This window comes from Pedobacter sp. (genome assembly GCF_965249885.1).
Lineage (GTDB): Bacteria > Bacteroidota > Bacteroidia > Sphingobacteriales > Sphingobacteriaceae > Pedobacter.
In genome coordinates this window covers 2,808,016-2,823,591 of record NZ_OZ252254.1, presented here as the reverse complement: position 1 = coordinate 2,823,591, position 15,576 = coordinate 2,808,016, and the positions used below count along the sequence as shown (strand labels likewise).

The 15,576-nt window shown below is 38.3% G+C and carries 10 protein-coding genes; 4 read left to right on the top strand and 6 right to left on the bottom strand.

Features of this window, described 5'->3' with window-relative positions; genetic code table 11:
* Window positions 1-181: 181 nt before the first annotated feature.
* The 3 genes from ACY2A0_RS11975 to ACY2A0_RS11965 form a co-directional block, all read right to left on the bottom strand.
* Window positions 182-2,146 (bottom strand): M1 family metallopeptidase, encoded by a 1,965-nt coding sequence (locus ACY2A0_RS11975; RefSeq protein WP_461789769.1) that lies wholly within the window; start codon window positions 2,144-2,146, stop codon window positions 182-184.
* Window positions 2,147-2,220: 74 nt separating this feature from the next.
* Complete coding sequence (locus tag ACY2A0_RS11970) at window positions 2,221-2,937, bottom strand: peptidase associated/transthyretin-like domain-containing protein (protein ID WP_461789768.1); 717 nt, start codon at window positions 2,935-2,937, stop codon at window positions 2,221-2,223.
* Between the two features lie 61 nt (window positions 2,938-2,998).
* Complete coding sequence (locus ACY2A0_RS11965; RefSeq protein WP_461789767.1) at window positions 2,999-3,352, bottom strand: Spx/MgsR family RNA polymerase-binding regulatory protein; 354 nt, start codon at window positions 3,350-3,352, stop codon at window positions 2,999-3,001.
* Window positions 3,353-3,489: 137 nt separating this feature from the next.
* Here ACY2A0_RS11965 and ACY2A0_RS11960 point away from each other — a divergent pair, with 137 nt between their 5' ends.
* The 3 genes from ACY2A0_RS11960 to ACY2A0_RS11950 are packed head-to-tail and all read left to right on the top strand — an operon-like array spanning window position 3,490 to window position 9,409.
* Window positions 3,490-6,975, top strand: a complete 3,486-nt coding sequence (locus ACY2A0_RS11960) for a hybrid sensor histidine kinase/response regulator (RefSeq protein ID WP_461789766.1) — start codon at window positions 3,490-3,492, stop codon at window positions 6,973-6,975.
* Between the two features lie 12 nt (window positions 6,976-6,987).
* Window positions 6,988-7,809: a CheR family methyltransferase gene (locus tag ACY2A0_RS11955; RefSeq protein ID WP_461789765.1), complete on the top strand. Its 822-nt coding sequence runs from the start codon at window positions 6,988-6,990 to the stop codon at window positions 7,807-7,809.
* 10 nt (window positions 7,810-7,819) lie between these two features.
* Complete coding sequence (locus ACY2A0_RS11950) at window positions 7,820-9,409, top strand: response regulator (protein ID WP_461789764.1); 1,590 nt, start codon at window positions 7,820-7,822, stop codon at window positions 9,407-9,409.
* 48 nt (window positions 9,410-9,457) lie between these two features.
* Here the strand turns inward: ACY2A0_RS11950 and pth are convergent, their stop codons facing one another.
* The 3 genes from pth to ACY2A0_RS11935 form a co-directional block, all read right to left on the bottom strand.
* Complete coding sequence (gene pth / locus ACY2A0_RS11945) at window positions 9,458-10,018, bottom strand: aminoacyl-tRNA hydrolase (RefSeq protein WP_461789763.1); 561 nt, start codon at window positions 10,016-10,018, stop codon at window positions 9,458-9,460.
* 432 nt (window positions 10,019-10,450) lie between these two features.
* Window positions 10,451-11,032, bottom strand: coding sequence for a 50S ribosomal protein L25/general stress protein Ctc (locus tag ACY2A0_RS11940; protein ID WP_461789762.1), 582 nt, complete (start codon window positions 11,030-11,032; stop codon window positions 10,451-10,453).
* Window positions 11,033-11,102: 70 nt separating this feature from the next.
* On the bottom strand, window positions 11,103-12,044 hold the full coding sequence (locus ACY2A0_RS11935; protein ID WP_461789761.1) for a ribose-phosphate pyrophosphokinase: 942 nt from the start codon (window positions 12,042-12,044) through the stop codon (window positions 11,103-11,105).
* Between the two features lie 377 nt (window positions 12,045-12,421).
* Here ACY2A0_RS11935 and ACY2A0_RS11930 point away from each other — a divergent pair, with 377 nt between their 5' ends.
* Window positions 12,422-15,547: a glycosyltransferase family 117 protein gene (locus tag ACY2A0_RS11930; RefSeq protein WP_461789760.1), complete on the top strand. Its 3,126-nt coding sequence runs from the start codon at window positions 12,422-12,424 to the stop codon at window positions 15,545-15,547.
* The last annotated feature ends 29 nt before the right edge of the window (window positions 15,548-15,576 follow it).

The following is a 15,576-nucleotide window of genomic DNA, read 5'->3' as shown; positions in this document are numbered from 1 at the left end:
CCGGTCCTTATTTCATACTTGATATAGATTTTTTTTCTAAATAGCTAAACGCATATTTGTTTAGCTATGAGTATGAAATAAAGGATGACTTTCTAAGACAGCCTTTCTTGTAGGATTAAAAATCCTAAACTCCCAATAGCAGCTTATTGGGGATTATAAAATTTTATCAATAACAATACTGCTAATTAGTCCATTTATTATTAGCCGAGTTACTATCCGGCAATACTTGTTGAGGGTCTAGCACCACTTCAACAATTTCTTCGGTTGTTGGATAGGTTACCGTCCAACTTATGTTTTTCATCCAAACATCCGCAGCAATTTTCACGATATCGGTTTTACCGCTTTTTGTTTTAATTCCTAAAATAATCGGCATCGGCATTTGTTCCAAATTATCCACCTTAATGGTGTAAGCTACCAAGGCTCCATTATTTTTCACCTCTTTCACTTCGGCGATGCCTTGGTCCATTTTCCAATTATTCAAGAACCAACTTTTCCAAAACCAGCTCAAGTCCTCTCCTGCTGCATTTTCCATAGTACGGAAAAAATCGTAAGGCGTTGGATGCTTAAATGCCCAATTATTAATGTACTGCCTAAAAGCAAAATCAAAGCGATCCTGACCTAGGATTTGGTCTCTCAAGATATGCAATGCCCAACTTGGTTTATAATAAAGGTTGATGCCAATATTAGCTTCTGCCATTCCATCAGGCATTAACATCATGTTTTCATATTTAGGATTACCTATTATCGCTTTACCAACTGCATTCATATTCATTTGGCGTGTCTTGTACTCACCTTTATTGAATTCTGCACTTGAAATATCATTGATAAAAGTATTGAAACCTTCATCCATCCATCCAAATTTACGTTCGTTAGATCCTACAATCATAGGAAACCAAATATGGCCAAATTCGTGATCAATTACTCCCCATGCTTCCCCTTTCTTTGAGGTCCATCCGCAAAATACAATTCCAGGATATTCCATCCCTGCAATATTGGTAGCTACGTTAACTGCCATAGGGTAAGGATATTCGTACCACATTTTCGAGTAATGTTCTATGGAGCCTTTAACGTACTCTACCGCCCTTCCATAACTATCATTACCGTTGCTTTCAACAGGATGGGCTGAAACAGCTAGAGACTTTTTACCGCTAGGCAAGTTGATACGAGCGGCATCGAGTACAAATGCCTTTGATGATGACCAAGCTGCATCACGAGTGTTAGTAATTTTAAACTTCCAAGTTAATTTGTCTTTCGCTGGACGCGATTTTGGATCAGTAACTTCAGCCTCCGATCTAACATGAATTGTTTTGTCGCTGCTTTTGGCTTCATTCCAACGCTTCAATTGTTCCGCGGTAAAAACTTCTTGAGGGTTCAGTAATTCTCCGGACCCCATTACAATATGATTTCCTGGCACGGTTACATCGAATGTGATATCACCGTATTCGCAATAAAACTCGCCAGCACCCCAGTATGGCAAGGTATTCCATCCCAATACATCATCATAAACACACATACGAGGAAACCATTGTGCAACGGCAAAGATTTCGCCATTCTTAGTAGTTAAATGTCCGGTTCTATCAGAACCTAAAACTGGAATCTCATATACATAATCCATTTTAATCACCACCACGTCGCCATTGGCAGCCATTGGCTGATCAAGCCTAATCTGCATACGTGTATCTTCAACAATGGAACTAAATTTTACAGGTTTAGCTTTTTGAGATACCGACAAATTTGAAATGGCATAGCCGCCGTTAAACTTTTCGCCCTGTGCACCATATCTACTTACGGGTGGTGTAATAGCCAATCCACGAGAGTTTTGCTTGAACGAGTTTTGATCGAGCTGCAGCCAAAGGTAAGGCAGTTTTTCAGGACTATTGTTTTTGTAGGTGATGGTCACCGTTGCTTTTACAGTACTGGTTTTTTCATCCAAGCTTGCGCTGATATTATAATCTACCCTATTTTGCCAGTACTTATGTCCTGGAGCACCACTAGCAGACCGATACTCATTGCCATTTTGAGTGTAAAACAAAGGACCAAAAGCTTCTTCTGGAACATATTTACTAACAGGTTTATCTTGAGCATAGCCCAGTTGCCCGCACAAAAAAAGCGCAAAGGCAAAAGTTTTCAATACTATTTTTTGCATGTGTTGTTTTAATTTGAAATCAAAGTAAACCGAAAAAGCACAATTTTCAAAATTGCCGCATGATTATTATTTAGCTAGGGTTTAGCTTTTAGTTTTGGCAGGGAGGGAAGTTTGCGTTCGTTTTCAGGAAGTTTACGCCATTCGGTAAATGTGGTAGCAATATAATAGGTATAGTCGAAATCTTTATCTGCCCTGACTTGCGCCACCGTTGGCCGATAAAGACCGATGTAATCATCCAAATCTTTTGCTTTGTAGTTGACCAACTTTTGTATCACCTCTCGATTAAAATTTTTCGAAATTTCTTCGTTGATATCTGCAGCTTCTTCTAATTCCTGCTCTTTTGCTTGTTGTCTGCGATATTTCCCATAACCAAGATTAAGACGTAAGCCTCCCCTATTTTTTGAGTAATCTACTTGTTTTGCAGGCCGAGCTTCTGGATCCTTCGTATCTAAGAAAGGCGAGACTTTAGTAGTGGTTACGTTTACCGGATTTAACGTATTCACTGCTGCTCGCAGGTAACTATTTTTAGGAAATAAATTCACAAGGTAAACGGTATCTGTTTGGTAGCCCATCAATGCGTAAACAATAAGATCACCATTTTTTGCGGGAATTGCATAATGTCCATCCTTATCCGTTACTACAACTGCTTTTGTACTTAGGTTACGTACCGACACTCCCTGTAAAGCCAGATTTCGTTGTTCGTTATCAAAAACGTTTCCAGTCATATAGCTTTGTGCATAACCTAAAAAAGGCAGGCATAATAACACTGATAACAACAGCTTTTTTAACATATTCAAAAGTAAAATAGTTTTCAGCTTAATTTAAGCTTTTAACAAAGTTTAACAACACTTCTTACCTGCGGTGCAGTATTTCCAAATATTCATCTTCCTTAAAGCCTAATAACACAGCTTTTCCATCTACCTCGACAACAGGACGCTTAATAGCACTGGTATTTTCAAGTAGATAGCTAATCACTTTTTCTGGCGAGTTAATTTCCTGTTGCTGATCTTTGGTCAGTTTTTTAAAAGTTAACCCATTTTTATTAATAACCTTCTCCCAACCAAATGCTTCAAACCATTCACCTAGTTTTTCGGTCGTTATCCCTTTCTTTTTGAAATCATGGAATTCAAAGTTATGTCCATGTTGTGTTAGCCAATCCTGTGCCTTTTTTACTGTATTACAATTTGGGATACCGTATAGTTTCATTTTTATATTTTAAGTTCACAAAGTTAACAAAAACAAGTTTTTACAATTACGCCTCTAATGTATTAAATTTCTATAGATACAATTATTCCTATATTAGCTATCTTAGCCCAGTTTTCAACCTTAAATAGCGTTTCTATATGCTCAAACTTTCTTTTAAGCAACAGCTACTTACGGGCTTTACCGCGTCATTAATTTTTGTATTGATTTCGGCTGTGGCTTCTTATCTAAGTATTCATTCACTTAACGATAGTTACAAATGGGTGGCGCACACGCAAACAGTTGCTAAAACAGCAGAGCGACTGGAGATTAAATTACTGCATAGCGAAGCATCATTGAGAGGTTTTCTATTGAGCGAAAAGAACGATTATCGAGGACCTTACGACGAAAACATAAATACGATACTACCATTGGCAGAAGAACTTAGCCAATTGGTAAGCGATAATGCGATACAGCAAAAAAAGGCGGACAGTATCAAGTTTTACGCAGTTTGGAAAGTTTCAGACATGAAACAAATTGCCGCCAAAGCCAACATTGGTGACTTTGATGGAGCCAAAAAGCAATTTTTGAATGAAAAAGGCCGCATCAATAAAATTAGGTTTTTAGCATTTGCTGATGAGCTCATTGCGCTTGAATATAAGTTATTAAAAGAAAGACAAGAGGTTTCGGCAGATAGAAGTACAAGAACCATTGTTGTAATTATCATCAGTTCGCTAATTATTTTCGGATTGATTTTATTCATGCTCAAATATATACGTGCAACCTTCGACCAACAGAAAGATACCGAAAGAGAGATTTTGCGCACAAATAAAGAATTGGCAGATTTATCAGCCAAGAACGAGCACCATAATTGGCTACTAAGTAGTGAAGCAAAGATTAATGAAGTGATGCGAGGTGAATACACCATGGATCAATTGGCCGATAATATCATCTCTGCGGTTTGCAATTTGCTTAATTTCCCGATAGGCGTTTTTTATCTTATCAATCGTTCCCAAAAAACAATGAGAGTGAGAGGAACTTTTGCAATTCACGAAAACCTTAGCGACAGGGCGTTTCATTTTGGTGAGGGTTTAGCAGGTCAAGCGGCATTAGAGAAAAAAACGAAAGTTTTTAGTCCTGTGCCGGCCGGATACCTAAAAATAAGTTCAGCTTTAGGCAATGCCAGTCCAAACTATATCATTTGTGTGCCTGTATTATTTGAAGATACTGCCATCTCGGTATTAGAAATTGGATTAACCAGCGAGCCTCAGCCTAACGATATTGCGTTTTTAGAGCTAGTAGCTAAAGATATCGGCATTGCCGTAAATAGCATGGTAGCTAAAGTAAAATTGCAGGAGTTATTTGAAAAAACCCAGCAGCAAGCAGAAGAGTTGATTAGTCAGCAAGAAGAACTGCGGGTAACTAATGAAGATTTAATGCACAAAACCGAAGAGCTACAAGCTTCGGAAGAGGAATTAAGAGTACAACAAGAAGAACTACAACAGGCAAACGCAGAACTCGAAGAAAAAGCGCAATTGCTGGAAGAGAGAAATGCTTCTATCAATCAAGCGAAGGAAGCAATCAGCTTAAAAGCCGAAGAATTGTCGTTAAGCAGCAGGTATAAATCGGAATTTTTGGCCAATATGAGCCACGAGCTACGAACGCCACTAAATAGCATATTGATACTTGCTCGCATTCTAAAAGAGAATAAACTTAACAACCTTTCAGAGGAACAAATTAAATATGCTGGAGTGATTCACAACGCGGGCTCGGATTTACTTGCTCTTATAAATGACATCCTAGATTTATCAAAAATAGAATCGGGAAAAGTGGATTTAATAATTGAGGAAGTAAAACCATTGGCTATAAAATCTCAGATAGACTCACTCTTTTCCGAACTTACTAAGCAAAAGGAAATCAACTATCAATTTAGCCTAAAAAGTGATCTTCCGTCTTCTATTACTACCGATCAGGCTAGAATTGAACAGATCCTTAAAAACCTCCTTTCTAATGCGATAAAATTTACTCGAAAAGGCGGGGCGGTTACTGTAGAAGTAGGCGTTGCCAACCAACAACAGGCAAAGTACAATCCAACCTTAAAACAACAAGAAAAACTGATTTATTTCGCCGTTAACGATACTGGTATTGGCATTCCGCAAGATAAACAGCAAATTATTTTTGAAGCTTTCCAGCAGGAAGATGGATCTACAAGTAGGAAATACGGAGGAACAGGTTTGGGTCTATCTATCAGCAGAGAGTTAGCTAATTTGTTAGGCGGTGAAATACAACTTAGCAGCGAAGTTGGCGTAGGCAGCACCTTCACTTTGATCATTCCGCAAAGCTTGGTTACTAGTGTAGAACCTTCAGAAAACACCCTCCATAGAGTTGTAGAAACAATACAACCACAAATTGTTGAATCTCCGTTGAACATAATTCCAAGTGCTACTAAAAAATCAGCAGGGAACAAACTGCTAATTGTGGAAGACGACGAAAACTTCGCAGAAATATTAAAAGCTTATGCCATTGAAAAAGGCTTTGAGCCTATCTTGGCTCACAGTGGCGACGAAGGCTTGGCTTTAGCGATAGAAGAGCTTCCAGACGCCATTGTGCTTGACGTAATGCTGCCCGTTATGGACGGCTGGACTATCCTAAAAAAACTAAAAGCTAACCCGGCTACACAACATATCCCAATCCACATGATGTCGGCTGGAGATGAAAAAACTAGCAAAGCAAAGAAAGAAGGCGCAATTGGCTTCCTTAAAAAACCTGTAGATAAAGAAAAACTAGATCAAGCTTTTGAACTGTTATCTAATCAATACACTTATCACTTTAACAACGTATTAGTAATTGAAGATCAAATTCTGCAGAGCAACGATTTAAATGAGCAACTGATAAAGAAAGGAGCAAAAGTATCACAAGCTTATACGGGAAAAGAAGCCTTACAAATGCTTGAAGAAAGCACTTTCGACTGCATTATCTTAGACTTGAAGCTTCCTGATATTTCTGGATTTGATCTATTAGATGAGATAAAATCAAACCCCGACACCAAACAAATACCAGTTATTATCAATACGGCCATGGAGCTGGACCGCGATAAAATGGCCCAAATTATGCGCTATTCGCAGGCCATGGTGTTGAAAAGCAACAAGTCAAATGATAGGCTGCTAGATGAAGTGAGCCTATTCATGAATAAATTACAAGGAGACACACCTAAAGAAGAAAATATAAAGACAGTTGCGGCTCCGAAAAACTACGCCACTACCATTGAAAAGGCGCTGGAAAATAAAACAATTTTAATTACCGATGACGATATGCGGAATATCTTTGCTTTATCTTCGGCCCTGCAAGATTATAAAATAAAGGTGGTAATTGCCAATAATGGCGTAGAAGCATTGGAAAAATTAACAGCACACCCTGAAATTGATTTGGTTCTAATGGATATTATGATGCCTGAAATGGATGGTTACGAAGCCATGAGAAAAATAAGAGCGCAGCGGCACTTGGCTAATTTACCGGTTATTGCACTAACTGCCAAAGCCATGAAAAACGATAGAGAAAAATGTATTGAAGCAGGTGCAAGCGATTACATTTCAAAACCAGTTGATGTGGATAAGCTCTTATCAATGTTGAGGGTTTGGTTAAGCTAGTGATAAGATAACATGACACACGAGGTGATTACAGACGAACAAGTAGAAGATATTATAGTTGTAGCCAAAAATATTTATGGGTTTGATTTCGGAGGATACTCCAGGGCATCACTAAAACGGAGACTTAATCGGATTATGGTTTTAAAAAGACTCGATTATTTTGATTTAAGGAATACACTGATTAACAACGAGCATTTTTTTCACGATTTTCTGAATGAAATAACGGTAAATGTAACCGAGATGTTTCGCGACCCGAAGTTCTTTAAATCGATAAAGGATAATGTCTTGCCTTACCTCAGTTCTTACCAACATTTAAAAGTTTGGAACGCAGGTTGTTCTACTGGAGAAGAACTATACTCCTTTGCAATACTTTTTGAAGAATACGGCCTTTACAACAGAAGTTTTTTTTATGGTACAGATATTAACCATAAAGTGCTCGAAACAGCAAAGGAGGGCATATACGACCTGCAGAAAATGAAACAATACTCAGAGAACTACCTCGCTGTTGACGGAGGAAAATCACTGGCAAACCACTATGTGGCGCAATATGATGCTGCCTCTATTTCTAGGCAATTGAAAAAAAATGTGCTATTTTCCATGCATAATCTAGTTTCAGATGGCCCTTTCAACGAATTTCAGGTGATTTCTTGTAGAAATGTACTGATTTATTTTAATCCACAGTTACAAAACATAGTAATTAACCTGTTCTATGAAAGCTTAGCCAACTTTGGTTTTTTATGCCTAGGAGGAAAGGAAACCATTAGGGACCAAAAACTGGCGAAGAAATTTAAAGCAATAGACAAGAAAAATAACATTTATCAAAAAATTAACTAAATCTGCCTCAATGAATAAAATTAACCTACTAATAGTGGATGACAAGCAGGAGAACATTATTGCTTTAGAGGCCCTTTTAAATAGAAACGACATCAATATTATCTCTACCACCTCCCCTAACGAAGCGTTAAGAATTTGTTGGGAAAAGGATATTGCTATTGCACTTGTTGATGTACAAATGCCAGAAATGAATGGATTTGAGCTGGTAGAAATTTTGAAAAATAACGCCCGTACGCAGGATATCCTTATCATATTTGTTACAGCTATATCCACTGAAGCGAAATACGCTATCAAAGGACTAAGCGCTGGGGCTGTAGACTACCTGTATAAACCGCTAGACCCTTATATCACTTCTGCAAAAGTTGACTCTTTCATTCAATTGGTGCGAACTCAGCGAGAAATCAAAAGCAAAAACTCACAGTTAGAACAAGTACAAGGTGACTTGATCAAAGCTAAGGAAGATGCTGAACAAGGCAAGAGAGCTAAAGAAAATTTTATGGCCAACATGAGCCATGAAATACGTACACCAATAAATGGCATTATCGGACTAGTACATTTGCTTAAACAAGAGGACCTCAAGGAAGAAGTGAAAGAAATTATTAATCTTTTAGATGTTTCCTCCAACTCGCTATTAGGTGTAATCAATGATATTTTAGATTTATCGAAAATAGAAGCAGGTAAATACAAAATAAACTTTGCCGAAACTGACATTAAAGACCTAGCTAAAACAGCTGCTAACTTACTCAATGTAAAAGCTTTAGAAAAAGGAATATCGCTCAAGTTAGCTATTGACAAGAATGTACCAACATACATTATGGCTGATTCGCTCCGTTTGAATCAAATTTTCATGAATTTACTGAGCAATGCTGTTAAATTCACTAACGAGGGCGAAGTAATTTTTAAAATAGAAGCACTGGAAGAAAGAGCAAACACCAAACTGCTTAAATTCTCGGTAACTGACACAGGCATTGGTATTTCAAAAGATAATATACAAACCATATTCCAATCCTTTGAGCAGGTAGAAAATGTACACACTAGAGTATATGGTGGTACAGGACTAGGATTATCTATTGTGAAAAAGTTGGCCGAGCTAAAAGGTGGCGAGTTAGACGTGCAAAGCGAACTTGGCAAAGGAAGTACATTTTCATTTACTAAATGGTATAAAACAGTGGAAAAAAACAACGAAGAACCTGTAAAAAGACCTATTGAACAACTACCTACCTTAGACGGCATTAAGATTTTAGTAGCCGAAGACAACTCTATCAATGTATTTCTTATTGTTAAAATCCTTAACGATTGGAAAGTACAAACTACTGTTGTAACCAACGGTGCCGCCGCACTGGAAGCGTTGGAAAAAGATCACTTCGATTTAGTTTTGATGGACACTTACATGCCAGTGATGAATGGCTTGGAAGCGATCAAAAAAATTAGAGAAGGCCATATTCCTGGCAAGGAAAACATTCCAATTATCTCTTTTTCGGCGGGAGTATTGGATCAAGATAAAGCTACAGCCAAGGAAGTTGGTGCAGACGACATTATAGGAAAACCTTTTAAAATTGGTGTACTGCACGAAAAAATTAGCGCATTACTAAATAGGTAAACAGTTTCGGAATGCCTTGAGCACTTCTCTAGCTTGCTTGCCCGCCAGTTATTTGTTAAATAAGGTCATGGTTTGTGCTGCGCCAATAGTAGCAAAACTTTTGATCATGCTAACGGCTCTGTTGATTAGCACCGGTAGCTCTTTCTTCTCGTTCTTATCAAACTGGCCAAGTACAAAGTCAACTTGTCTACCTTTCGGGAAATCATCTCCTATGCCGAAACGTAGACGAGCGTAATTTTGTCCACCGCAAACTTCTTCAATACTTTTCAAACCATTGTGACCGGCACTGCTTCCTTGCAATTTCATACGTAGCTTCCCTAGGGGCAAAGCCAAATCATCCACCAAAACCAATACATTTTCCGGAGAAATTTTCAGTTCCTTCATCCAATAATTCACCGCTTTACCGCTTAAGTTCATGTAAGTAGTTGGTTTAATTACATGCAGTTTTTTACCCTTGTGAGACACCTCTGCATGATAGGCCAATCTGCCATGTTCAAAACTACCTTCCAAACCAGCAACCAACTCATCGGCAATATCAAAACCAATATTGTGCCTAGTGCCAACATACTCGGCGCCAATATTACCCAAGCCTACTATAAGAAATTTCATGTGGCAAATGTAAGGAGTTAAGTGTAAAATTGGAAAGCTAAGCAATAAAAGTACAACATCGAAAAGCGAGATGACAGTTCTCGTGAGTGATGAATTTTTCTATTGATAGTCAGTTTATCATTGCTGGATTGATTAAAACTGTCCGTTAATACGAGACAATCTTAAAAGGTAGTTTTGTACCCCAATGACGTTATAGGATTGCTTCGTGCCTCGCAATAATTGAAAAAAGCCTCATTATTGACACTATTTAGAAAAGCAAGGCAAGTTTATAATCGTACTCGAAAGTCCTTTTATCCGCTATAGTCCAGAGTTAAACTCTGGAGCTACCGCTACTATAAGGTTTAGCTTACAAAAGCCTATGCCTTGAAACTAGTATAACAAAAAGCGTCCCGATTTACATCGGGACGCTTTATCTTTAATCAAGAAGCTTGATTATTTTTTACCTTTAGCTTCGTTCTCAGCTTGCTTCAATGCTCTTGACATTGCTACTGAAACGATAGTATCTTCAGGAGTGTTAGTTACTTGGTACTCCCCTTTTTCTAGGTCACGTACACGGAACAAGTTACCAACTTCTAATTTTGCGATGCTTACTTCAACTACTTGAGGCATGTTTTTAGGGAATGCTTTAACACGTAGTTTACGTAATTTCTGCACCAATTTACCACCCATTTTCACACCTGGAGAAGTACCTGTTAATTTTACTGGAATTTCCATGTTGATTGCTTTATCATCAAATAATTGAAGAAAATCAACGTGTAACAACAAATCAGTTAACGGGTGGAATTGAGTATCCTTGATGATAGCTTTTACTTTTTTGCCATCTAAATCAATCTCAACAAAGTTAGCTTCTGGAGAGTAGATAGCTTCGTTTAAATCAGTTCTAGAAACAGCAAAGTGCACTTGCTCTTTACCTCCGTACAATACTGCGGGAACCTTACCTTCGTAGCGAAGCTCTTTGGCATCGCGTTTCCCTACGTTCTCTCTTGGAGAACCGCTAATAGCGATAGTTTTCATTTTATTTATTTAATTATTAGTATCCAGTATTTAGTATTTAGACCTAAGTCTCTACACTTCCTACCTTTAATTACACTTTAAATAGCTCACTAATTGAGCCGTACTCGTTTACACTAGCAATAGCCTTAGCAAATAATTTTGCTGTGCTCAGTTGTCTAATTTTCGAGCTTTGCTGCTTCAACGGAATAGTATCTGTTACAATCAATTCCTCTAAAGCAGAGTTTTCAACAGTTTCATAAGCTTTACCCGATAAAACTGGGTGCGTACATACCGCCCTTACACTCTTAGCACCGTTTTCCATAATCAATGCTGCAGCTTTAGCCAAGGTTCCGGCAGTGTCGCAAATATCATCAATCAATACAATATCCTGTCCGGTAACATCACCAATGATGGACATTGACTCAATCTCGTTAGCACGCTTACGACGTTTGTCGCAAATTACCACTTCAGCGTTGAAGAACTTTGCAAAGGTTCTAGCTCTATATGAGCCACCCATATCTGGAGAAGCAATGGTTAAATTTTCAAGGCCTAAGCTTTTGATGTAAGGCACAAATATCACCGAAGCATCTAAGTGGTCTACCGGAATATCAAAAAAACCTTGAATTTGCGCTGCGTGTAAATCCATTGTCATGATGCGGTGAATACCTGCTGCTTTTAACAAGTTGGCTACCAACTTCGCTCCAATGGCCACACGTGGTTTATCCTTTCTATCCTGACGAGCCAAACCATAATACGGAACAACCGCAGTAATGTAATGCGCAGAGGCTCTACGAGCTGCATCTACCATTAACAAAAGTTCCATTAAATTATCGCTTGGTTGGTAAGTAGACTGTACTAAAAATACATCTGATCCTCTTACCGATTCATCGAATGAAGGCTGGAATTCGCCATCGCTAAATTTACTTAGGGTTACATCACCGAGAGGTTTACCGTATTCTTGGGCTATTTTGCTGGCTAGATCTTTCGTTCCACTTCCGGCAAAAATTTTAACAGGGTTAAATTGCAATGGCATGATTTGCGGATATCAATGCTTGTTAATAAAAAACGGGTTGCGGTTTTATACACAACCCGAAGTGATTCTGTTGTCCGACCTGGATTCGAACCAAGACAAACGGTACCAAAAACCGTCGTACTACCTTTATACTATCGGACAATCAATTTCAAAACCTACGTTCCGAAATGGAATGCAAATGTACGCAGTTTTTTGAAACCTGCAAACATATCCATCAAAAAAAATAAAAAAAATTTCAGCCTCATTGATTATCAGGCATATTTAGTTATTTTTTGTTAAATAAGGTTAACGCTTAACACCTATATCAATCTATTTTTTTATTTTCGGCAGCATTTTAATGCACCAAACGCAGGTTTAAAATCTCATATCATTATTATATGAACTATACAAAAACGAACAATATTATTGGCTGGATTTGCTTCTTAATTGCAACAACCACTTACGTACTTACGCTAGAGCCCACTGCAAGTTTTTGGGACTGCGGCGAGTTTATCGCATCAGCTTATAAGATGCAGGTAGTACACCAGCCAGGTGCTCCTCTATTTTTGATGATTGAGCGTTTCTTCTCCCTACTTGCTATGGGCGATAAAACTAAAATTGCCTACTTCATGAACTTTGGATCAGCGGTAGCTAGTGGCGCAACGATATTGTTTTTATTTTGGACCATCACAGCTTTAGCTAAAAAAGTGCTGGTTAAAAAAGGCGAAGAAATTAGCAAAGCAACCTTGATTACTATTATGGGAGCTGGCGCTGTTGGTGCTTTAGCTTACACTTATTCCGATAGCTTCTGGTTTTCGGCTGTAGAAGCAGAGGTTTACGCTCTGTCTTCTTTATTTACCGCCATTGTATTTTGGGGTATCTTGAAATGGGAAGCAGTGGCTGATGAGCCCAAAGCAGATAGATGGCTGTTGTTTATTGCCTACATCATGGGATTATCTATTGGTATTCACTTGTTAAACCTTTTAACAATACCAGCTATTGCCTTTGTTTATTATTTCAAAAAGACAGAAAAACCAACTACCTCAGGTATTTTTAAAACTTTGGGGGTTGGCATTTTGATTCTAGCATTTGTTCAGTACGGTATCATTCAGTACTTGGTTTCATTCGGTGCTTACTTCGATTTGTTTTTTGTAAACACTTTAGGGTTAGGCTTCGGCACAGGCGTTTTATTTTTCGCCATCCTACTCATTGGCGGCTTAGTTTGGGGAATTAAATATTCAATCAAACACCAAAAGAAAATCTTAAACCTTGCTTTGTTATCCACAACGTTAATTATTTTCGGTTATGGTTCATTTGCGATGATTTTAATTAGAGCGCAAGCGAAACCTAATTTAAATAACAGTGATCCTGATAATGCTTTCTCTTTTCTAGGCTACTTAAATCGTGAGCAATACGGCGAAAGACCGTTGTTAGTGGGTCCTAATTATAACTCGATTCCTAAATACAAGGAAGATGGTTCGGCGCCAATTTATGTGGAAACAGGCAAAACTTACCGCAAAGGCGATACGAAATATGAAGTATCGGGTGTGAAAAGAAAAACTACTTACGGCGAGAATGAAAATTTCCCTGATAGTATTCGCAGGTTACAACACGAGGTACTTTTTCCGAGAATGTACAGTGATGACGAAAGACATATTGATTATTACAAGGATATGATGGGCTTTAGCGACGATCATTTCCCAAGCTTTTTCGATAATGTTGGTTTCTTCATGCGCCACCAAGTTGGTTTCATGTACATGCGCTATTTCTTATGGAATTTTGCTGGCAGGCAAAACGAGGAACAAGGACAGGGCAGTTTATATGAAGGGCAATGGATTAGTGGCGTAAAACCAATTGATGCCATGCTCTACGGAGATCAAACCAACCTCCCTCCTTCTATCAAAGAAAGTAATTCTTACAACCGCTTCTTCTTTTTACCATTGATTTTAGGTTTAATTGGTGCGGTTTGGCATTTCGGTCGCCATCCAAAAGATGCTGGAATTATTGGCTTGCTTTTCTTCTTTACAGGCTTGGCAATTGTGTTATATCTCAACCAAAAACCAATGGAACCAAGGGAAAGGGATTATGCTTACGTAGGCTCCTTTTATGCCTTTGCCATTTGGATAGGTTTGGGCGTAATTGCGCTAAGAGAATGGGTTTTCAAAAAAATTGATCCAAAAATGGGCGCTATTGCCGCAGTAGCCATTGGCCTACTAATTGCACCTGTGTTAATGGCAAAAGAAGGTTGGAATGATCACGATAGGTCTACCAAAACCTTATCAAGAGATATTGCCATTAGCTACATGGAATCATGTGCACCTAACGCAATCCTGTTTACTTACGGAGATAATGACACGTATCCACTATGGTACGCTCAAGAAGTGGAAGGAATTAGACCTGACATTAGGCTGGTTAACTTGAGCTTATTTGATACCGATTGGTACATCAACGGTATGAAACGTAAGGTGCATGAATCAGAGCCATTACCTATTTCAATGACTGAAAAGCAATATGTTTCGGGCGTTAGAGATGTGATGTACTATAAGGATATGGCCATAGCAGAACCTATCGAAATTAAACAGATTGTAGACTTGTTATTATCTGATGATGATAATGATAAACTTCCGTTGAATGATGGTACTAAAACCAATTTCATTCCTAGTAAGAACTTTAAGTTAACGGTTAACCCGCAGGACATCATCAGCACCAAAACTTTGCCCGACAGCATGCGCAACCAAATTGTACCTAGCTTGAACTGGACATTCAACAAGGGCTACGTAACAAAAGGCACGCTTGCCATGTTTGACATATTAGCACACAATAACTGGAAACGTCCAATTTATTTTGCAAGCACAGTACCTTCAGAGCAATTCAATGGTTTAGATAAATATTTGTACAGCGAAGGCTTGGCATTGAGATTACTTCCTCTTGATCCTTCGAAAAGGGATGACTCGGAAGAACAACCAATTAATTTGGAACCTATGTACGAACATGTAATGAACAAGTTCAAATGGGGCAACATTAAAAATGCTAGTTATTTGGATAGTCAATCTGCAGATGACATCTCTATCTTCAATAACATTTTTAACAGCTTAACTACTGGCTTAATTAAAGCTGGAAGACTGGAAGATGCTAAGAAAGTGATGAGAAAATATGATGAAGTGATGCCTACCAAAATTTACAATATTAGGGCTGTAATGGGAGTAGCTACAATGGCTCAAAACCTTTACATTTTAGGGGAAACCGAAAAAGCAAATCAGCTGATTAAAAAATACGCCGATTATGTGGGTAAAGAGGTTACCTATTTAGGCGACGTAAGCAACAGTAAAAAACAGTTGATTGGTCAACGCTCTATTCAAATTGGACTGTTTTACGGGTTAATGCCTATGGCGAAGGTTGCGGCGCAACATGGGCAAGCTAAATTGGCTAAAGACTTGGAAAACCAGCTTAAATCACTTTATAATTATGGTGGTTTTGAGAGATACTTTGGGGAGCTGCCTCCTGATTTCATGAATATGCAATAAGTATTTTGATTCGTTAAAAAAGCCGCTTG